15 protein-coding genes are annotated in these 20,631 nt (G+C 58.5%); 8 read left to right on the top strand and 7 right to left on the bottom strand.

Annotated features, from left to right (window positions below; translation table 11 throughout):
• Nucleotides 1–323: 323 nt before the first annotated feature.
• Nucleotides 324–1,373: a nucleoid-associated protein YejK gene (gene yejK, locus I6L49_RS02725; protein ID WP_005333872.1), complete on the bottom strand. Its 1,050-nt coding sequence runs from the start codon at nucleotides 1,371–1,373 to the stop codon at nucleotides 324–326.
• 73 nt (nucleotides 1,374–1,446) lie between these two features.
• Here yejK and I6L49_RS02720 point away from each other — a divergent pair, with 73 nt between their 5' ends.
• Together I6L49_RS02720 and I6L49_RS02715 are read left to right on the top strand one after the other, a co-directional pair.
• Nucleotides 1,447–1,674, top strand: coding sequence for a YejL family protein (locus tag I6L49_RS02720; RefSeq protein ID WP_005333874.1), 228 nt, complete (start codon nucleotides 1,447–1,449; stop codon nucleotides 1,672–1,674).
• A gap of 47 nt (nucleotides 1,675–1,721) precedes the next feature.
• A complete protein-coding gene (locus I6L49_RS02715; RefSeq protein WP_021229063.1) occupies nucleotides 1,722–3,572 on the top strand; it encodes a DUF3413 domain-containing protein in 1,851 nt (616 codons plus the stop codon).
• Nucleotides 3,573–3,657: 85 nt separating this feature from the next.
• Here the strand turns inward: I6L49_RS02715 and I6L49_RS02710 are convergent, their stop codons facing one another.
• Nucleotides 3,658–4,443 (bottom strand): MetQ/NlpA family ABC transporter substrate-binding protein, encoded by a 786-nt coding sequence (locus I6L49_RS02710; RefSeq protein WP_050552791.1) that lies wholly within the window; start codon nucleotides 4,441–4,443, stop codon nucleotides 3,658–3,660.
• A gap of 604 nt (nucleotides 4,444–5,047) precedes the next feature.
• On the opposite strand from I6L49_RS02710, the gene I6L49_RS02705 reads away from it, so the two are divergent.
• Both I6L49_RS02705 and I6L49_RS02700 read left to right on the top strand, forming a co-directional pair.
• Nucleotides 5,048–6,922, top strand: a complete 1,875-nt coding sequence (locus I6L49_RS02705) for a S8 family serine peptidase (protein WP_216950556.1) — start codon at nucleotides 5,048–5,050, stop codon at nucleotides 6,920–6,922.
• Nucleotides 6,923–6,940: 18 nt separating this feature from the next.
• Nucleotides 6,941–7,399 carry a hypothetical protein gene (locus I6L49_RS02700; protein WP_216950555.1) on the top strand — a complete coding sequence of 153 codons (459 nt, stop codon included), beginning with the start codon at nucleotides 6,941–6,943 and terminating at the stop codon, nucleotides 7,397–7,399.
• A 67-nt stretch (nucleotides 7,400–7,466) separates the two neighbouring features.
• Here the strand turns inward: I6L49_RS02700 and ppsA are convergent, their stop codons facing one another.
• Nucleotides 7,467–9,851, bottom strand: coding sequence for a phosphoenolpyruvate synthase (gene ppsA / locus I6L49_RS02695; protein WP_216950554.1), 2,385 nt, complete (start codon nucleotides 9,849–9,851; stop codon nucleotides 7,467–7,469).
• Between the two features lie 346 nt (nucleotides 9,852–10,197).
• Here ppsA and I6L49_RS02690 point away from each other — a divergent pair, with 346 nt between their 5' ends.
• Nucleotides 10,198–11,010 (top strand): pyruvate, water dikinase regulatory protein, encoded by an 813-nt coding sequence (locus I6L49_RS02690; RefSeq protein WP_005344832.1) that lies wholly within the window; start codon nucleotides 10,198–10,200, stop codon nucleotides 11,008–11,010.
• 239 nt (nucleotides 11,011–11,249) lie between these two features.
• Here the strand turns inward: I6L49_RS02690 and I6L49_RS02685 are convergent, their stop codons facing one another.
• The gene (locus I6L49_RS02685) at nucleotides 11,250–11,585 is read right to left on the bottom strand and encodes a hypothetical protein (RefSeq protein ID WP_080771376.1); all 336 of its coding nucleotides are present in this window, start codon (nucleotides 11,583–11,585) and stop codon (nucleotides 11,250–11,252) included.
• Between the two features lie 347 nt (nucleotides 11,586–11,932).
• Here I6L49_RS02685 and I6L49_RS02680 point away from each other — a divergent pair, with 347 nt between their 5' ends.
• Nucleotides 11,933–13,315, top strand: coding sequence for an amino acid permease (locus I6L49_RS02680; protein WP_005333893.1), 1,383 nt, complete (start codon nucleotides 11,933–11,935; stop codon nucleotides 13,313–13,315).
• An 86-nt stretch (nucleotides 13,316–13,401) separates the two neighbouring features.
• On the opposite strand, the gene I6L49_RS02675 is transcribed toward I6L49_RS02680, so the two are convergent.
• Nucleotides 13,402–13,728, bottom strand: a complete 327-nt coding sequence (locus I6L49_RS02675; RefSeq protein ID WP_042053131.1) for a helix-turn-helix transcriptional regulator — start codon at nucleotides 13,726–13,728, stop codon at nucleotides 13,402–13,404.
• A gap of 106 nt (nucleotides 13,729–13,834) precedes the next feature.
• On the opposite strand from I6L49_RS02675, the gene I6L49_RS02670 reads away from it, so the two are divergent.
• A complete protein-coding gene (locus tag I6L49_RS02670; RefSeq protein WP_042053132.1) occupies nucleotides 13,835–14,905 on the top strand; it encodes a permease in 1,071 nt (356 codons plus the stop codon).
• Nucleotides 14,906–15,032: 127 nt separating this feature from the next.
• Here I6L49_RS02670 and I6L49_RS02665 read toward each other — a convergent pair whose 3' ends face one another.
• Nucleotides 15,033–15,743: an HAD family hydrolase gene (locus I6L49_RS02665; RefSeq protein ID WP_042053133.1), complete on the bottom strand. Its 711-nt coding sequence runs from the start codon at nucleotides 15,741–15,743 to the stop codon at nucleotides 15,033–15,035.
• A gap of 203 nt (nucleotides 15,744–15,946) precedes the next feature.
• Between I6L49_RS02665 and I6L49_RS02660 the strand changes: the two genes are divergently transcribed.
• A complete protein-coding gene (locus I6L49_RS02660) occupies nucleotides 15,947–17,500 on the top strand; it encodes a PAS domain-containing methyl-accepting chemotaxis protein (RefSeq protein ID WP_216950553.1) in 1,554 nt (517 codons plus the stop codon).
• Nucleotides 17,501–17,591: 91 nt separating this feature from the next.
• Here I6L49_RS02660 and gcvP read toward each other — a convergent pair whose 3' ends face one another.
• Nucleotides 17,592–20,468, bottom strand: coding sequence for an aminomethyl-transferring glycine dehydrogenase (gene gcvP / locus I6L49_RS02655; protein ID WP_216950552.1), 2,877 nt, complete (start codon nucleotides 20,466–20,468; stop codon nucleotides 17,592–17,594).
• Between the last annotated feature and the right edge of the window lie 163 nt (nucleotides 20,469–20,631).

Raw genomic sequence — 20,631 nt, 5'->3', positions numbered from 1 at the left:
GCAACTCGCATTTTTGAAATGCAATTACGTATTTCCTTCCAGAAAGTTTTGAAAACATTTTCTTATTTCAGGGAATTACGGCCATTTATCGGCTTAATTCCAGACAACCACAGAATAATAATTACCAAAATGAAATAAAATTTCATGAATGAAAGGGTTTTCACCTCAATGAAAACCCTTTCAGATGGTTTATTTTGTTTGATTTGTTAACAAAGTACCGCGCCAGTTTCGAGGTCTGCCCGGGCGCAATAAAAAAAGAGACCCCGCCGGGGCGGAGTCTCTTTTTGCCAGAAATGACGACTTGATCACACTCGGGAGCATGACTACGACTGGCGCAGCAGCTGATCCTTGAGATTGGGCGGCACACCCTTGATGGTCAGGGTGTCGGTCTGGGGATCGTAAAAGATCCGGCTGTTCAACAGCTTCTGCTCAAAGCTCAGAGTCAGACCGCCGCCGGAGCCAACAAACTTGGTCAGCCCGCGCAGGGTAGAGCGATCCGCCGGGAAGCGCTCTTCCAGCTCATACTCCTGACCGATAAAGCTGTAAAAATCGAGGTCACCGTCGCCAGGCAATTCTGCAGACAACTCCTTGATTTCGATCTCTTCACCGGCACTCGCCTGTTCGGTGCAATATTTGAAGACCTGCTTTTTATAGTCATTGCGCTCGGTCGGCTCGAGCTGACGACTGTCGCAATAATCTTCGACCGCCTGCAGCAAGCCTTTATTTTGTACCTTGGCATCCATGCCCTCGCGGGCACCCAGCAGATCCATAAAGAAGTCGCCCAGTTTGCGACCAATGCGCCCCTTGCTGAAGGTGATATAGCGGCGCGAATCAGGTTGGGTTTTCCATTCGGTCAAATCAATGCGGGCCACCAGATTGAGTTTGCCGATATCCAGATACTGGATATGGCGCAATTCCAGCGCTTCGCTGACGGTGACGCTCTCCTTGCCCTCCAGCAGAGCAATCAGCAGATAATCGACCCCGACGTAGTTATATTTGGCAAACAGCAGCACCCCCTGCTCATCGAGGGCGTGCTCCACCAGCTGCTTGACCAGCATCTGGGTCACGGTGACCGAGAAGGGAACGAATTCGGTCTGCTCGTCAAGCAGCTGTTCGAGGGCGATACGAAACGCGGGTGAAGGCTGCTTGGGAGCCTCTTCACCGTCGGCCAGCTCGGCGACGGCGGCCTCGGGGTCGGCAAAGAAGCCAAAGCCCTTGCCGCCCTTGCCGTTGTAGATCCGATGCAGTTCCGCCATCAGTCCCTGTACCGCCTCATCAGGGGGCAGGGTCTGGCTGCGGGTATCGGCGTGGGGTTGACCATCGCCGCCCTGGCGCAAGGAGTGAAGAATGATCTTGTCGATATCGAGACTCATGTCACAAAGCCATAGTGTTAGCCGAAAGGGTGAAGTATTATAAGGCGCTTTGAACCGAGATGAACTGAAGATTATGCCTATCGTATCAAAGTACAATAACGAGCAATTTGACGCCCTGATGAACGACCTGATCACCGCGCTGGAAAAGCATAAAGCGCCGGTAGATCTCAGCCTTATGGTGCTTGGCAATCTGACCACCAATATCATCAACGGTATGGCACCGGCCCAGCGCCAGGCCATCACTGAAAAGTTTGTCCAGGCCCTGACCGCATCGGTCGATAATCGCCACGACGCACACTGAGTCCCCGACTCTGTTGATTTGACGTTTCTCAACGCAGATGGATCACTATGGTCGAAACCGGTAACCCCTATCGTGATAATGTCTCTCGCCTGATCACCTGGGGGCATTGGTTCTCCTTCTTCAACATTATTCTGGCCATGCTCATCGCCACCCGTTATCTGGGTGCCATCAGCTGGCCATCGACCACGCTTGGCGTGATCTATCTCGTTGTAAGCTGGATTGGCCACTTCTCGTTTCTGAGTTTTGTCACCTACCTGTTGACGATCTTCCCGCTCAGCTTCGTGCTGCCCAAGGAGAAGTCGTTGCGGTTCATCTCGGCCATCATCGCTACCCTGGCGCTGGTGCTGCTGCTGATCGACACCCAGGTATTCCGGCTGTTCAAGTTCCACCTCAACAGTCAGGTATGGCAGTTGCTGCTGGATCAGGCGCAGACCGAAGAGGGCTCAATCTGGAGCATCATCTTCGTTGCCGTGCCCACCATCTTCCTGCTGCAACTGCTGCTGTCGGCCTATGTCTGGCGCAAGATCAACAAGCGCAAGCGCCGCCAGTACGGCAATCAGGTGGGGCTGGCCCTGCTGATCTGCTTTATTCTGACCCACGTGGTCAACAGCTGGGCCGATGCGACCCTCTATCAGCCGATCACCATGCAGAGAGCCAACTTCCCCCTCTCCTACCCCATGACGGCCCGCTCCTTCCTGGCCAAACATGGCTGGCTGGATCTGGATCAGTACGAGAAGCAGGCGGCCTCCCAGGGTGATAACAGCGACAGCCGGATGCATTACCCACTGCGCCCGCTCAACGTCAACGCCCCCCTGACTCACAACAATCTGCTGATTGTGGTGGTCGACTCATTGCGTTTTGACATGCTCAACAACATCAACATGCCCAATCTGCAGCGCTATGCGGATCAGCATCTGACGTTCCGCAATCACCTGAGTGGCGGCAACGACGACCTGATGGGCATGTTCAGCCTCTTCTACGGGTTGCCCGGTCACTACTACAAGGACATCAGCAGCGACAAGCGTCCGCCGGTGCTGTTCGACGAGATGCTGCGCCAGGATTACCAGTTCGGGCTGTTCGGCGCGATGGAAGATGCCCAGAAGTATCGCAAGAGCATCCTCGCCGGTCTGCGCAAACAGGTGTTTGTCTCCGAGCAGAGTGACGATGGCAAGCTGCTGACCGACTGGCAACAGTGGTTGGAGAAGCGCTCTCCCGAGCGCCCCTGGTTCTCGCTGGTCTATCTCTCGAGCCCCGGCGACTACCAGTTACCCGCCACCATGAAGGGGCCGTTCCAGCCGGAGCTTGCCAACTTCAATCCGGCGACCGCCTATCGGGCGGAGAACCTGCAAAAACTGGAGAACCGCTACAAGAACTCGGTCTTCTATACCGACCAGTTGCTTGAGCAGATGCTGACCAAATTGCAGTCGCAGGGGATGGACAGCAACACCATCGTCGTCATCACCTCCAACCACGGCCAGGAGTTCAACGACACCCGCAGCAACAGCTGGGGCGCAGGCAGCAACTACTCACCCTATCAGGTGCAGGTACCGCTGGTACTGGCCTGGCCAGGGCGCGGCAGTGACGTTCGGGAACAACCAAGCAGCCATTTCGATCTGGCGCCGACCCTGATGCAGGGGATGCTGGGCGTGCGCAATCCGGCGCGCGATTACAGCATTGGCCGCTCGCTGTTTGATACCAGCCCGCGCAACTGGCTGCTGGCCGGGGATCAGAACGACTTCGCCATCTATGAAGGGGACACCATCACCCACTTCAACAAGCAGGGTGACTTTGAACTGCTGGAGCGCAACAGCTATCGTCCGATCAAGCACGGCACCCCGGATATGGGCGCCATGATCCAGGTGATGAACGAGCTGAACCGCTTCTATCGCAACCAGTGAAGCGCCCGTTGATGGCTTGCTACCATAAAAAACGCCCCGAATTCGGGGCGTTTTTCGTTGTATAGCCGGGCCACGTTCACGACTGTTAGCCACCCCACCCTTGCGGGTACTTGTAGCCGACGAAACGCTTGGCTGCATAGGCTTTGAACGCCGCCGAGTTGTAGGCCGCCGCCACATCTTTGGCAAAAGGCTGATCCGCATCTGCGCTTTTCACCACCACCCAGTTGATAAAATCGTAGCTGCGCTCCAGAAACAGTCCTTCACTAAACGGGATACCGCTGGAGGCGGCAAAATTACCGTTGATCACCGAGAAATCCACATCCTCCCGCGAGCGGGGCAACTGCGCGGCTTCCAGCAGTACCAGCTTGAGATTGTGCGGATTGTTCACCACATCAAACTCGCTCGCTTTTAGCGGGTTTATCCCCTCCTTGAGAGTGAGCCAACCAAGATCCTGCAGCATCAACAGCGCCCGCGCCTGATTGGTGGGATCGTTGGGGATGGCCACCGTGCTCCCCTCTTTCACCTTGTCGAGTGCTGCCAGCTTGCCGGAATAGAGCCCCATCGGACCGGTTGGCACCTGGGTAATGGGCGCCAGCGACAAGCCGCGATCTTTGGCAAAACTCTCCAGATAGGGTTTGTGCTGGAAGCAGTTCACATCCAGTGATCCGTCAGCCAGAGCAATATTGGGAGTCACATAGTCGGTGAACTCCACCAGCTTGACCTTATACCCCTTGGCCTCCAGCTGCGGCTTGATGGAGTCGGTCACCATGTCGGCAAAATCCCCCACCGTAGTACCAATCACAATCTCCTGTTTGGTCGGCAAGGACGCATCGGCGGCAACCGCGGAAAAAGAGAGGCTCCCGACCGCCATCGCGGCAATAAAGGTGCTGGCGCCAGCAGTGGCGCGCAAGGAAGCAGTGCAAGAAGAAGGTAAGAAGGAACGAAACGGCATAGGGACTCCCTGTCAGGTACGCATCAAGCTATGGGCCTGCGGCGGGGCCGCCCTCAGAAGTAACGCCCTTCACACCGCAGCAATCTAGCCATCCAAACGGCTACTTCATTTACCATAACAGAGCCATCCACCGCCGCCAAGCAATAAACCGCTGGTTCCACCTCATCACCCTTGCTGTCACCCCCGAATGCATAGCTGCACTCACGTTGGCACACACAACCATGCCGCTCACGTTCAAGAGCGCACGAGCTCCCCTCGGGATTGCCCCGAATCGAGATGGCTGCGGCGAAGGAGAGTCGCGAGAGGAGTGAATTACAGATAAAAAGATCAGTAGCGAGCGGTGAGAACCATTCTCAATAGAACACATAACCAGTGTCATTGGAATACCTACCACAAACTGAATCGGATTTCTTTGAACCTCATTGCGTTTTTTGAAAATGGCTCTTTTTGAACCCCGGTCACCCGTGTATAGATTTCCGTCGCACTCAGGATGAGTGCGATCCAAGATGGAGTTAAAAAAATAATGAAGCAAACATCGTTAGCACTGGCGATCACAGCACTGCTGTCGACCCTGCCCAGTGCGCTCGTTCAGGCAAATGAAGGTTGTGCGCCGCTCACCGGCAAGGAGAGCGGCATGGATATCGGACGCAGCAGCACCGAGCGCTGCCTGCCAGGTGCCAATCCCCTGCAGGATCAGCAGTGGTATCTGCTCAACAGCGGCCAGGATGGATTCAGCGCCCGTGGCGGTATAGCGGGCAATGATCTCAACCTCTGGTGGGCTCATCGCACCGGCGTGCTGGGCCAGGGAGTCAATGTGGCCGTGGTGGATGATGGCTTGGCTATCGCCCACCCGGATCTGGCGGACAACGTGCGTCCGGGCTCAAAAAACGTGGTGACCGGCAGCGATGACCCGACCCCGACCGCTCCGGATACGGCCCACGGCACCTCGGTCTCCGGCATTATTGCGGCGGTAGACAACGCCATCGGAACCAAGGGAATTGCCCCGCGAGCCCAGCTGCAGGGGTTCAACCTGCTGGATGACAACAGCCAGCAGTTGCAGAAAGATTGGCTCTACGCCCTTGGCGACAGCGATGCCAGCCGCGACAACCGGGTGTTCAACCAGAGCTACGGCATGAGTGTGGTGGATCCCCGCTCTGCCAACTCTCTGGATCAATCCCAGCTTGATCGTCTGTTTGAACAGCAGACCCTCAAGGCGCAGGGTGCGGCCTATATCAAGGCTGCCGGCAACGGCTTCAACAAGATAGCGGCGGGCGGCTATGTGCTTAACCGCACCGGCAATGGCCCCAAATTGCCGTTTGAAAACAGCAACCTCGATCCCTCCAACAGCAACTTCTGGAACCTGGTGGTGAGCGCTCTCAACGCCGATGGCGTCAGATCCTCCTACTCCAGCGTCGGCAGCAACATCTTCCTGAGCGCGACCGGCGGCGAATACGGCACCGACTCTCCGGCGATGGTGACCACGGATCTGCCCGGCTGCGACATGGGTTACAACCGCACCGACGATCCCAGTACCAACAGGCTGCACGGCGACCCGCAACTGGATGCCAGCTGCGACTACAACGGCGTGATGAACGGCACCTCCTCCGCCACCCCCAGCACCTCCGGCGCCATGGCGCTGCTGATGTCTGCCTACCCGGATCTGTCGGTACGTGACCTGCGGGATCTGCTGGCGCGCAGCGCAACCCGGGTCGATGCCACACAGAAACCTGTGATGGTCAGCTACACCAGCAGCACCGGCAAGGTGCGCGATGTGAAAGGGCTGGAAGGGTGGGAGCGCAATGCCGCCGGCATGTGGTTCAGCCCGACTTACGGTTTTGGTCTGATCGACGTCAACAAGGCCCTTGAGCTGGCAGCCAATCACCAGCCCCTGCCCCCGCTGGTACAGCTGCCATGGCAGAAGATCAATGTCAGCGGCAGTGCCGCCGCCATTGCGGATGTGGGCAACAGCCCGACCAGCTCGACAACCCGCATTGCCACACCATTGACGGTAGAAGCGGTTCAGGTGATGGTGAGCCTGGATCACCAGCGCCTGCCCGATCTGCTGATCGAACTGGTCTCCCCCGCCGGCACCCGCAGCATCCTGCTGAGCCCCTTCAACAGCCTGGTCGGCCAATCTCTCGACCAGCAGCAACTGGGCTTTGTGCGAACCAAGGGATTGCGCGACATGCGGATGCTATCCAACAAGTTCTACGGCGAATCGGCCGAAGGCCAGTGGCGACTGGAAGTGACCGACGTTGCCAACGGTACCCGTCAGGTCTCTTTGCTCAATCGCGAGACCCGTGAGCGTACCACCCTGACCGAGCGCAACAATCGCCAACCGGGCAAGCTGATCTCATGGTCCCTGCGGGTCCTGGGTCACGATGCCAACCGCAGCTAACACGCTAGGAGTATTACCATGAACAAACCTGTTACCTTGCTTCTGGCAACCCTGCTGGCCCCCCTCTCGGGACAGCTCTGCGCCGAGGAGTCCGTCACCATGGATGGCAAGCAGTACAGCACCATAGAGGTGAACGGCCAGACCTACCTCATTCCTGACAACGGCAGCAAAAAGCGGGTAGCCCGTAGTCTGGATGACAAAGTGCCGCAGCAAAGCCTGCGTCGCGGCGACGTGTTGATGCAAGGGGCGGCCAGCCCCGCGCTCACCGTCAGCGGTACCCTGCTGGTGGAAGCTGACGATACCAGCGCCAAGGCGCTGGCGACTCGCCACGGCTTGAACTTCAAGCAGAGCAGCGGCGGCATTGCCCTGCTTGAGGCCAAGTCGGGCACCGATCTCAATGCCATCGCCACCAAGCTCAAGAGCGAAGGGGTGAAGGTACAGATCGAGCTGTCGGGGGCCGAACAGCAGCCGAAATAGGTCGCGACACACAGATAACAAAGGGGGCCATCATGGCCCCCTTTCTGCTGCTCATTTTGACAGTGACTTACTTGGCGCCATGCTGCTCCGCCAGATAGAGCCAGGTATCGACCACGGTATCGGGGTTGAGCGACACCGAGTCGATCCCCTGCTCCACCAGCCAGGCGGCGAAGTCCGGGTGATCGGATGGGCCTTGGCCGCAGATCCCCACGTACTTGCCCGCCTTGCGCGCAGCCTGGATCGCCATCGCCAGCAGCGCCTTGACCGCCTCGTTGCGCTCGTCGAACAGATGGGCGATGAGCCCGGAATCCCTATCCAGTCCAAGCGTGAGCTGGGTCATGTCGTTGGAACCGATGGAGAAACCGTCCACGTGCTCGAGGAACTTGTCTGCCAACAGGGCATTGCTCGGGATCTCGCACATCATGATCACCTTGAGCCCCCGCTCGCCGCGGCGCAGACCGTTCTCGGCCAGGATGTCGATCACCTGCTCCGCCTCGCCCACGGTGCGCACGAAGGGGATCATCACCTCGACGTTGGTCAGCCCCATCACATCGCGCACCCGCTTGATCGCCTCGCACTCGAGGGCAAAGCAGGGGCGGAAGCTGTCGGCAATGTAGCGGGACGCACCACGAAAACCGATCATCGGGTTCTCCTCGTGGGGCTCGTAGCCACGACCGCCCACCAGATTGGCGTACTCGTTGGACTTGAAGTCCGACATCCGCACGATCACCCGCTCCGGCCAGAACGCGGCCCCCAGAGTGGCGATCCCCTCGGTCAGCTTGGCCACGTAGAACTCCCGCGGGCTGTCGTAACCGGCGATCATCTTGCCGATGGTGGCCTTGAGCTCTGGGGTTTGCTGGTCAAACTCCAGCAGCGCCTTGGGGTGCACCCCGATCATCCGGTTGATGATGAATTCAAGGCGTGCCAGTCCTACCCCGGCATTGGGCAACTGGGCAAAGTCGAAAGCGCGGTCCGGGTTGCCGACGTTCATCATGATCTTGATGGGCAGGCGCGGCATATTGCCCACCTCGGTCACCGCCACGTCGAAGTCCAGCTCGCCGTCATAGATAAAACCGGTATCCCCTTCCGCGCAGGAGACGGTGATCCGCTGGCCCGGCTGAATATGATCGGTAGCGTTGCCACAGCCCACCACTGCCGGAATGCCCAGCTCGCGGGCGATAATGGCGGCGTGACAGGTGCGCCCCCCCCGGTTGGTTACGATGGCGGAGGCCCGCTTCATGATGGGCTCCCAGTCCGGGTCGGTCATGTCGGTCACCAGCACATCGCCGGGCTGCACTTCATCCATCTGGCTGATGGAGGAGATGACCCGCGCCGGGCCCGCGCCAATCTTGTGACCGATAGCCCGCCCCTCGATCAGCACCTTGCCCGCTTGCTTGAGGGCAAAACGCTCGAGGGTGTTGGCCTCCTGACGGCTGCGTACGGTTTCCGGGCGCGCCTGGACGATGTAGAGCTTGCCATCCTGCCCGTCCTTGGCCCACTCGATATCCATCGGGCGGCCATAGTGCTGCTCGATGATGAGGGCCTGTTTCGCCAGCGCCATCACCTCCTCATCGCTGATGCAGAAGCGGCTGCGCTCGGCCTCATTGGTATCGACAATCTTCACCTGGCGGCCGTGACCGACATCGTCCGAGTAGGTCATCTTGATAAGCTTGGAGCCGAGGGTCTTGCGCACCACCGCCGGGCGTCCTGCCTTGAGGGTCGGCTTGTGCACGTAGAACTCGTCGGGGTTGACCGCACCCTGCACCACCATCTCGCCAAGACCATGGGCGCCGGTGATAAAGACCACGTCGTTGAAACCGGACTCGGTATCCAGGGTGAACATGACGCCGGAGGCGGCGAGATCCGAGCGCACCATGCGCTGCACCCCGGCCGAGAGGGCAACGCCCTTGTGGTCATAGCCCTGATGCACCCGATAGGAGATGGCGCGATCGTTGAACAGGGAAGCAAACACATGCTTGACCGCCGTCATGACGGCATCGATGCCACGTACGTTGAGGAAGGTCTCCTGCTGACCGGCAAAGGAGGCGTCCGGCATATCCTCGGCGGTGGCGGAGGAGCGCACCGCAAACGAGGCACTCATGCCATCACCCAAACCGGCACTCAACTTTTCATAGGCAACCCGGATCGCCTGCTCCAGCTCGGGCTGGAACGGGGCTTCGATCACCCAGTCGCGGATCTGCTGACCGGCCCGGTTGAGGGCGGCGATATCGTCCACGTCCAGATTGTCGAGCAGATGGTGGATCTTGCCGTTGAGGCCGCTTGACTCCAGAAACTCGTTAAACGCAAAGGCGGTGGTGGCAAAGCCCCCCGGCACGGATACGCCGGCGCCAGAGAGGTTGCTGATCATCTCGCCAAGGGATGCGTTCTTGCCGCCAACTCGTTCTACGTCCTGCATTCCGAGTTGTTCGTACCAGAGCACGTACTGTTGCACTTGGATGTCTCCAGGTTGGTGGGCACCGATGCCATAGCACCTCGTGCGCCCGATTTAATCGATGAGGTTATGGGTAAGTCAGGTGCGTTATTGTCTGTTTCTTTTGTTGCCAACGACCATGAAAAGTTTTCCAGTGGTCTTCAAAAAAATCCCCGAGCAAGCGTTGGGGATGGTCGAATGACCGGAACATTCTACAATGGCGACACAAAAAGATAACGATTCAGGTTTGCAAGCCACTTCACAACTTGGGCACAGCAGACCGGTTGACAAAACTGGTATGGTTTCGGGAGATACTTCTCACCCCTTACCCCATGCGACCCCACCCGCGGTATCACAGGAGCCCTACGTGCACACCGTATTTTATGTTTCAGACGGCACCGCCATCACCGCCGAAGTGTTCGGTCACGCGGTACTGAGCCAGTTTCCGCTGGCCTTCGAGCAGATCACTATCCCCTTTGTGGAGACACTGGAGAAAGCCCGTCAGGTACGGATGCGGATCGACGAGCAGTTCCGCCAGACCGGTGTACGCCCCATCCTGTTTCACACCATCGTCGACCCGCTGGTACGGGAAGAGGTACTGAAATCGGAGGCGTGCGGCCACGACTTTCTCAATACCTTCGTCAGCCCGCTGGAGCAGGAGCTGGGGGTAAAAGCCGAGCCCCGCCTCCACCGCACCCACGGTATGGAGAATCGCAAGCTCTATGACGATCGCATCGAGGCGGTCAACTTCGCACTGGCCAACGACGATGGCATCACCACCAAAGAGTACGATGAGGCGGACATCATCCTGATCGGGGTCTCCCGCTGCGGTAAGACCCCCACCAGCCTCTATCTGGCGCTGCAGTTCGGCATTCGCGCCGCCAACTACCCCTTTATCGAGCAGGACATGGGGATGCTGGAGCTGCCCGCCCCCCTCAAGGCCAACCGTCACAAGCTGTTTGGCCTCACCATAGCGCCGCAGCGGCTGCACGAGATCCGTAACCAGCGCCGTGCCAACAGCCGCTACTCCTCCATCGAACAGTGCGAGCAGGAGCTGGCCTGCGTGGAGCGGCTGTTTCGCCAGGAGGCGATCCGCTTCCTCGATACCAGCTCCCACTCGGTGGAGGAGATCAGCGCCAAGGTCCTCGAGGCAACCGGTCTGCGCCGCCAGCTCTGTTAAGCCAGCTTGACAGCTATCGGCATCAACAAAAGATAAAAATTACAGTGTCGCGGCGAAAGTCAGCTGTGGCGAACTGCAATTCACATAGATGACAGTGAAAAGCGTGGATAAAAAAGGGATAAGCACCACAAATGCTTATCCCTCTTCTTGTCGACCTTAGCGTTGTGCCCTTGTCACCTGCAGCCAGTTAGCCGCTATTCGATTCCGTTCTGCTGCGCTCGGCAAACAGCCAGCGTTAACTAACGATTGAGCTCCGGGTTGTTCATCAACCGGGCATAGAAGGCCAGCAAACCGTGGCGCAGGCGAACCCGCTCCGCCAGCCAGCCGCCAACGAGCGCCCCCGTTACCCCACCCGCCAGCAACAGCGACTGCCAGTAGTGCAGCAACTCCTGATCACCGAGTAACAGCCAACCCAGCAACATAATCGCGGCCACCAGCAACAACAGCGGACTGGCGGCAATCCCTAACCAGAGCGCCACCTGTACACCCCGGGCAACCCCCTGTTGCAGCACGCTTTCGCACTTTCTGTACTCCAACTCCCTGCACTCTTCCCTGTACTCTCGCTTGTTTGGCATCATTTGCATCCATTTGTGGCTTGGCACCACAAAAGCACACCAACAAGACAAAATGTCAATCAAACAGAATTCGACTGCACAAACATTAACCAAAAACTACCAAGAAGCCTCTTCAGATCATGAAAAAGCTGCCTTTGGTACAAAACACGGCCATTAGAGATGGAAAACAGGTGCATTCATGGCGGATTATCACTATTCTGCTTCGGTTGCCAGCCAACACTAAAAATTGAAAATGGCATGGTGTAACGAAATAAATACAGCTTTCGTCAGGTTTTGGCTACGCACTGCGGCCTGCTCAGGATGAGCCCAACACCGACCAGAGACAACAGAGACGTAAGGACAGACCCATGGATTTGAAACAAGACGGTGAGGAGCTGAAGCGCGGCCTTAAAAACCGCCACATTCAGTTGATTGCTTTGGGCGGCGCCATCGGCACCGGCCTCTTTCTGGGCATTGCCCAAACCATCAAGATGGCAGGTCCCTCGGTCCTGCTGGGGTATGCCATCGGCGGCTTTATCGCCTTCCTGATCATGCGCCAGCTCGGTGAAATGGTGGTGGAAGAGCCGGTAGCCGGTTCATTCAGCCACTTTGCCTACAAATACTGGGGCGAGTTTGCCGGTTTTGCGTCCGGCTGGAACTACTGGGTGCTCTACGTGCTGGTGAGCATGGCCGAGCTGACCGCGGTGGGCATCTATGTCCAGTACTGGTGGCCCGAGATCCCGACCTGGATGTCGGCAGCCTTCTTCTTCGTGCTGATCAACGCCATCAACCTCTCCAACGTCAAAGCGTTTGGCGAGATGGAGTTCTGGTTCGCCATAATCAAGGTGGTCGCCATCATCGGCATGATTGGCTTTGGCGGCTATCTGCTCATCTCCGGTGCCGGCGGCCCCGAGGCGAGCGTGACCAACCTGTGGGCCCAGGGCGGCTTCTTCCCCAACGGCATCAGCGGTCTGGTGATGGCGATGGCGGTGATCATGTTCTCCTTTGGCGGTCTGGAGCTGGTGGGCATTACCGCCGCCGAAGCGGACAACCCCGAGAAGAGCATTCCCAAGGCCACCAATCAGGTGATCTACCGCATCCTCATCTTCTACATCGGCGCCCTGGCTATCCTGATGTCCCTCTATCCCTGGGGTAAAGTGGTGGAAGGCGGCAGCCCGTTCGTGATGATTTTCCACGCTCTGGACAGCAATCTGGTCGCCACCGTACTCAACATCGTGGTACTGACGGCGGCACTGTCGGTCTACAACAGCTGCGTCTACTGCAACAGCCGGATGCTGTTCGGTCTGGCCAAGCAGGGCAACGGCCCGAAAGCCCTGCTCAAGACCAACAAGAGCGGCGTGCCGCTGGTTGCCCTCTCGGTCTCGGCCATCGCCACCCTGCTCTGCGTGCTGATCAACTACCTGATGCCGGGCAAGGCGTTCGGCCTGCTGATGGCGCTGGTGGTCTCCGCACTGGTGATCAACTGGGCGATGATCAGCCTCGCGCACCTCAAGTTCCGCAAGGCCAAGGTCGCAGAAGGCGTCCAGCCCAAGTTCAAGGCGTTCTGGTACCCCTTCGGCAACTACCTCTGCCTCGCGTTTATGGCCGGTATTCTGGTGATCATGTATATGACCCCCGATTTCCGCATCTCGGTCGAACTTATCCCCGCCTGGCTGGTGGTACTGGGCATTGGCTTTGTCATCAAGCGCAAAGGACAGGCCCAAAGCAAGGTTGCAGCCAATCTGGGTTAATACCCGCAGTTGAGAAAAACAATGCAAAACGCCGATCGCATGATCGGCGTTTTTATTGCGCGCAGCACGACTAGCAGCCATAGCCCTCAGGAAGACAGTTCTTGCCTTTGATCTTGCCGATGCTCCGGGCTGTTGACGCAACACTCATCGCGGAAAAAGGCGATGATCTCCTCCAACACCGCGTATTGAGAGACGCAAAGCAGGGTGCGACTCTCCCGGTTTTGCTTCACCAGCCCCACCGAGACCAGCGCCGCGATATGGTGGCTGAGGGTAGAAGCGGGGATCGCCAGCTGCTTTTGCAGCTCCCCCACCGGCAGCCCCTGCTCTCCCGCCTTGACCAGATGCTTGAAGATAAACAGCCGGGTCGGATGACCCAGCTCTTTCAATGCCTTGGCGACCTCTTCCAGTTGCATCTCTGCGCCCTCCACGAATTTGACATTTCGATAATACCAGAAATATCTTGACCGACCATTAATTTCGATTATTTTGGAAATGTAGAAACAAAGTGAGGATACGACAATGAATGAGTGGTTAACCATGCTGACCGATGCAGCCCAGATGTTCCTGTTTCTGGCTGTCGAGCTGTCGGTGCTGTTTCTGGTCATTAGCGCCGGGGTCAGCCTGATCCGTCAGAAGATCCCCGACGAAAAGATCCAGCGGATGCTGGGGGCGAGACATGGCAAAGGCTATCTGCTCTCGGCCCTGCTCGGTGCCGTCACCCCCTTTTGCAGCTGCTCCACCATCCCCATGCTGAGAGGATTGCTCTCGGCCAAGGCTGGCTTTGGCCCCACCCTCACCTTCCTGTTTATCTCGCCACTGCTGAACCCCATCATCGTCGGCTTGATGTGGGCCACCTTTGGCTGGAAAGTGACCCTGCTCTACGCCGTGATCGCTGCCAGCGTCTCCATCATGGCGAGCATGCTGCTCGACAGATTGGGGTTCGAGCGCCATGTCATCGACCCCAAAGAGGCCACCCCCTCTTGCGGTAGCGGCTGTGGCCCGGCGACCCGCGCCACCACTCAAGCACATTGCAGTGACAACCAACGCAGCGCCATTCGTGCAATCAAACCCCTCAACGGGGCAGCGTGCTGCCCGGCACCGCAACCAGAGATGGCAGAGCCGGCCGCCCTCTCCTGCTGCGGCGATGGCACTGCAACCCTAGCCAGTGCGCCACAGCTCCCCACCGCCTGGGTCAAAGCTCGCATCGATGCCTGGCAGCAGTTCAAAGCGGTATTGCCCTTCCTGCTGCTGGGGGTGCTTATCGGCTCATTTATCTACGGCTTTATTCCGGCCGAGTGGATCGCCGCCCATGCTGGTGCCGACAACCCGCTGGCCATTCCATTCAGCGCCATCGTCGGGATCCCGCTCTACATCCGCGCCGAGGCCGTGATCCCGCTGGCGTCGGTACTGCTGGGCAAAGGGATGGGGATGGGCGCCGTCATGGCGCTGATCATCGGCAGTGCCGGTGCCAGTCTAACCGAGGTGATCCTGCTCAAATCCATGTTCAGAACCCCGATGATTGCGGCCTTCCTTACCGTGATCCTCGGCATGGCGATCCTGATGGGCTACCTGACGCAACTGTTGTTTTAAGTCGCCCATCATTAAACAGACAGGGTGTTAAGCCAGCAGAGTGTGAAACCATCAGGCTTCACATAGACAAAACGCCGATCAACTGATCGGCGTTTTGCATGTTCCGTACGACAATCTGCAACCGGCGTTACAGATATTGCCCGATAATGGGGAGCAGATCCTCGACGTCACGGGCGATATGGTCGGGTTGGTGTTCCCAGCGCTCCGGGGTCGCGCGGCTATAGCCGACAGCCACCGATATCACACGGCTCTGCTCGCCAAGCGCCGCTTGCAAATGACGGGCAAACTGCACATCCGCTTCATGGTCACCGATATAGATCAGCGACTGGCACCTGGCTGGGCCGAAGATAGACTCCAGACATTTGAGGCCACCGAAAGGATGAGGTTTTTGCTGCTGTCCGGGCACGTCATCATAGCCGACCACAGCCTTGAACAGGCTGTTCACGCCATGCAGCTCCAGTACCCGGCGAATGTTTTTTTGGGAGTTCTGCGAACAAATTCCGTGGGGAATGGCAGAGAAATGGTCAATCACCGCCTCCAGCCCCGCAAAAAAACGCACCTCGGTCCGGTTCATCTCCTGATGCTTGGCCCACAGACTGCCAGCCAGCACCATCTCGTCCCGCGACAAACCGTAGTAATCCATATAGAGCGCCTGCCAGTTCTTGGCGGCGTGATTGGCATGGTGATACTCCGCTTCACTACGCAGATAGCGCGGCAGATGCTCTCCGGTCAGATGGGGGGCGACCTCAGCCAGGATCTGCTTGGTGATATCGATATTCTTCGGCACCGAATTGACCAAGGTGCCATCATAATCCCATAAAATCGCATCCAACTTCATTGCGTTACCTGTCTCGCTGCACAGCCATAAGTCACGCCATGTTACTTGGCTTGCCTTTCCTCGCCAAACCGCGCTGTAAAAATGTGAGACTCATCCCGTCCCCACGCAGTAGCACAAGAGTTAATGTGCAACAACACAATAAATGAACATCCTCTGCCATACTCAAACGAAGTATTCCGTTACGCCGAAACCGGAGCCTGATCATGGTAACCAGCTCGCTTCACACCACAGATACCGAGGTTGAATTTGCCGACGATATCCAGTTGGTATCGACGACCGACCTCAAAGGGGACATCACCTACGCTAATCCGGCGTTTTGTCAGGTGGCAGGCTATCGCTTGGAAGAGATGTTGGGGCAGCATCACAATCTGGTGCGCCACCCCGACATGCCCAAGGCAGCGTTTGCCGATCTCTGGGCCCACCTGCAGGCAGGCAAACCATGGCGAGGCATGGTAAAAAACCGCTGCAAGGATGGTCGCTATTATTGGGTTGATGCCTATGTCACCCCGATTTATGAAGATGGCAAGATGGTGGGTTACCAATCCGTCCGCTGCCGTCCCGCCGCAGAGCACAAAGCGCGTGCCAGCAAGATGTACAAAACCCTTAAAGCCCGTGAAACCGGCTCTGCCATTCACATGGGCCTGCGTCAACTCACACCGGCCATGATGACCATCCCTCTGCTGCTCGTCAGCGTGATCAGCGCGCTCTGGCTGCTCTCACCGCTGCAGGCGCTTTGGGTCATCATTCCTCTCTTGGCAGCCATCTGGTTCAATCGCCACCCTCTCTTCCTCACACCGCGATTCTTGCAGCAGCTCGAGCAGGATTACGACAGCATCAGCCGCCTTATCTTCTCGGGGGATGCCCCCCACAGCATCGCCGATTTCCATATCAAGCTCGGGCAAGCGAGGATCCGTACCGTGCTCGGCCGGGTGGATGACACCACGGCTTCGCTCAATGCCATGGCCAATGACCTGCGCGGCTCCGCCTCGCTGGCCAGCCAGGATATCTCTTCGCAAGACACGCAGATCCAGCAGATTGCCACCGCCGTCACCCAGATGGCTTCGGCCGCCGAGGAGATCAACCGCAATATTCAAGACAGCAACAGCCAGATTGAAGAGGCCCGCAGCCACTGCATCACCACCAGCACCCAGCTTTCGGAAGCAGGAGAAGAGATGTCGGCGCTTGCCACCCAGGCGGAGCAAGCCTTTCAGTCAGCTGTCGAGCTGGCGAGCGAATCCGAGCGGATCGGCACCATCATGAGCGAAATTCGCGGCATTGCAGATCAAACCAACCTGCTGGCGCTCAATGCCTCCATCGAAGCCGCACGGGCAGGCGATCAGGGGCGCGGCTTTGCAGTGGTGGCGGACGAGGTTCGCAGCCTGTCGACCAGAACCCACAAGGCGACAGAGCAGATCCAGAACAGCATTGGCCATATCCAGCAAACCCTGGGGGGATGGAAAGAGATGATGCATCTCAATGTGACCAGAACCAACGCCTGCCTCGCCACCACCCGGGCAAGTACCGGCAACCTGAATCAGGTTGTGGTCGAGATAGACAAGGTCTCTGATTTTTCCAACCAGATCACCGCCGCGGCCACCGAGCAACAAGCGGTCATCGAGGAGATCAGTCGCAATATCAACCAGATATCCTCGCTCTCTCACGATAACAGTCTCAAAATCGATCAAGTGAGTGAAACCAGTGCCAACTTGCAGAGCAAAGCGAGCCAGCTCAAGGACTTAAGCCGGACGTTCGGATAGCAGCATGCAGATAAAGTCCATGTAAACGAAGGGCCACCCGTCTGGGTGGCCCTGTTGTTTATACGGCTTAACTGTTGCACCTAAACGCCACTTACTTGGCGTAATCCTCGGTCGGAATGCAGGAGCAGAGCAGGTTGCGATCGCCGTAGACGTCGTCGATGCGGTTGACCGAGGGCCACAGTTTGGCGGCGCGCACGGCGTCGGACGGGAAGACCGCCTCGGCACGGCTGTAGCCACGATTCCACTCTGCATCCATCACATCGTCCTGGGTGTGCGGCGCATGGACCAGCGGGTTGTCGGCGAGGCTCCACTGCCCCTCCTGCACCTTGGCAATCTCGGCGCGGATGGAGGTCATCGCTTCGACGAAGCGATCCAGCTCGCGCTTGGATTCCGACTCGGTCGGCTCGACCATCAGGGTGCCCGCTACCGGGAAGCTCATGGTCGGTGCGTGGAAGCCGTAGTCCATCAGCCGCTTGGCCACGTCCATCTCGCTGATGCCGGAAGCCTCCTTGAGCGGACGGATATCCAGAATGCACTCGTGGGCCACCCGACCGTTGCGGCCAGAGTAGAGCACCGGGAAGGAGTCACCCAGCTTCTTGGCCAGATAGTTGGCGTTGAGGATGGCGACCTGAGTGGATCTCTTCAGCCCCTCGTCACCCAACATGGCGATATACATCCAGCTGATGGGCAGGATGCTGGCCGAGCCGAACGGTGCCGCCGACACGGCGCCATTGTCACGGCTCTCCTTGTCGGTCTTGACCACGGCGTGGCCAGCCACGAACGGTGCCAGATGCTTCTTCACGCCGATGGGGCCCATGCCCGGGCCGCCACCACCGTGAGGAATGGCGAAGGTCTTGTGCAGGTTGAGGTGAGAGACGTCCGCCCCGATAAAGCCCGGCGCCGTCAACCCGACTTGCGCGTTCATATTGGCACCGTCCAGATAGACCTGACCACCGTGCTGGTGAACGATGTCGCACACCTCCTTGATGGTCTCCTCATACACCCCGTGGGTGGAGGGGTAGGTCACCATCAGACAGGAGAGCTGAGCCCCCGCCTCGGCCGCCTTGGCCCGCAGGTCGTCGAGATCCACGTTGCCGGACTTGTCACAGGCGGTGACGATCACCTTGAGCCCCGCCATCTGGGCAGAGGCCGGGTTGGTGCCGTGGGCAGAAGCCGGGATCAGGCAGATGTCGCGATGCCCTTCGCCGCGGGACTCGTGGTACTTCTTGATGGCCAAGAGACCAGCGTACTCGCCCTGCGCACCGGAGTTGGGCTGCATGCAAACCGCATCGTAACCGGTCACCTTCACCAACCAATTTTCGAGGTCGGCCAGCAGCAACTGGTAGCCCTTGGCCTGCGCCAGCGGGGCGAACGGGTGCAACTTGCCAAACTCGGGCCAGGTCACCGGGATCATCTCGGCGGTGGCGTTGAGCTTCATGGTACAGGAGCCGAGCGAAATCATGGCGTAGTTAAGGGCCAGATCTTTCGCTTCGAGACGGTGGATATAACGCAGCATCTCGGTTTCGGAGTGGTACTTGTTGAACACCTCGTGGGTCAGCACGGCATCGCTGCGCAGCAGATCCTGCGGGATGGCGTGATAGGCCTGAGCCGCCTTGTCGAGGGCCTCGATATCCAGTCCATGGCCTTGACCGAGGAAGAGATCAAACAGCTCGACCACATCGCCGCGGGTGGTGGTTTCAGAGAGGGAGATCCCTACCGCACCGTCGAGATCGGCGCGCAGGTTGATGCCATTGGCTTCAGCCTTGGCAATAAGTGCTGCTTTATCTGCCGTCAGCACGGTCAGAGTATCGAACCAGCTGGCATGCTTGAGGGCGACCCCCTTGGCCTTGAGGCCGAGCGCCAGAATGGTGGTGAGACGGTGCACGCGGGAGGCGATGGTTTTCAGCCCTACCGGGCCGTGGTAGACGGCGTAGAAGCTCGCCATGTTAGCCAGCAGCACCTGTGCGGTACAGATATTGGAGTTGGCCTTCTCGCGGCGGATATGCTGCTCGCGGGTCTGCATCGCCATACGCAGCGCAGCCTTGCCACGGGCATCCTTGGAGACACCGATGATACGACCCGGCATGGAACGTTTGTAGGCATCGCGGGTGGCAAAGAAGGCGGCGTGGGGGCCACCGTAACCCATGGGCACGCCAAAGCGCTGGGCGGACCCCAACACCACATCGGCGCCCAGCTCGCCCGGGGATTTGAGTAGCAACAGGGAGAGCAAGTCGGCGCTGACGCAGGCCAGCCCCTTCTGGGCCTGTACGGCGGCGATGAGGGCTCGCAGATCTTTCACCTCACCTGTGGTGGTGGGGTACTGGAACAGGGCACCAAACACCTCTTCGCTCACCGCATCGCTCGCGGCGCCAACCGCCACGTCGAAACCAAAGTGAACCGCGCGCTCCTTGACCACGTCGATCACCTGCGGGTGCACATCATCGGCCACGAAGAAGAGGTTGGATTTGGACTTGGCCATCCGTTTGGCCAGCGCCATCGCCTCGGCGGCGGCGGTCGCTTCATCCAGCAGGGAGGCACTCGCCAAATCCATGCCGGTGAGATCCAGCGTCAGTTGCTGGAAGTTGAGCAGGGCTTCGAGACGGCCCTGTGCCAGCTCGGGCTGGTAGGGGGTGTAGGCGGTATACCAACCCGGATTTTCCAGCACGTTACGCAAAATGACGTGGGGCACATGGGTATCGTGATAACCCATGCCGATATAGCTCTTGGCAATCTTGTTCTGGGCGGCATAGCCCTTGAGCTTTGCCAGCGCCTCCACTTCGGTCATGCCGGCACCGATCCCCAGCGGACCCGGCAGGCGAATGGCGGCGGGCACGGTCTGTTCAATCAAATCGTCCAGGCTTTCGGCCCCAACGGTCGCCAGCAGCTGGCGCAGCTCTTCCTCGCCCGGGCCGATATGGCGGCGGACAAAATCGGTTTTTTGCTCGAGTTCAAACAGTGACTGGGTCATTTCCCTATTTCCTGATAAATAAGTCCTGGCATGACATCCTGATAACCAAGACCTGATGTTCCTGATCGTCGGCTGATACCGACTCCACTCATGTTCTGGGTCCCGCAGACAGGGCGCGGCACCGGATGCTGCGGCAGCATCGAGAGGGGATCGCCTTGTTGCG

The organism is Aeromonas sp. FDAARGOS 1419, from assembly GCF_019047045.1.
GTDB lineage: Bacteria > Pseudomonadota > Gammaproteobacteria > Enterobacterales > Aeromonadaceae > Aeromonas > Aeromonas veronii.
The sequence above is the reverse complement of the archived record's forward strand: the minus strand, read 5'-3'. Positions and strand labels throughout refer to the sequence as shown.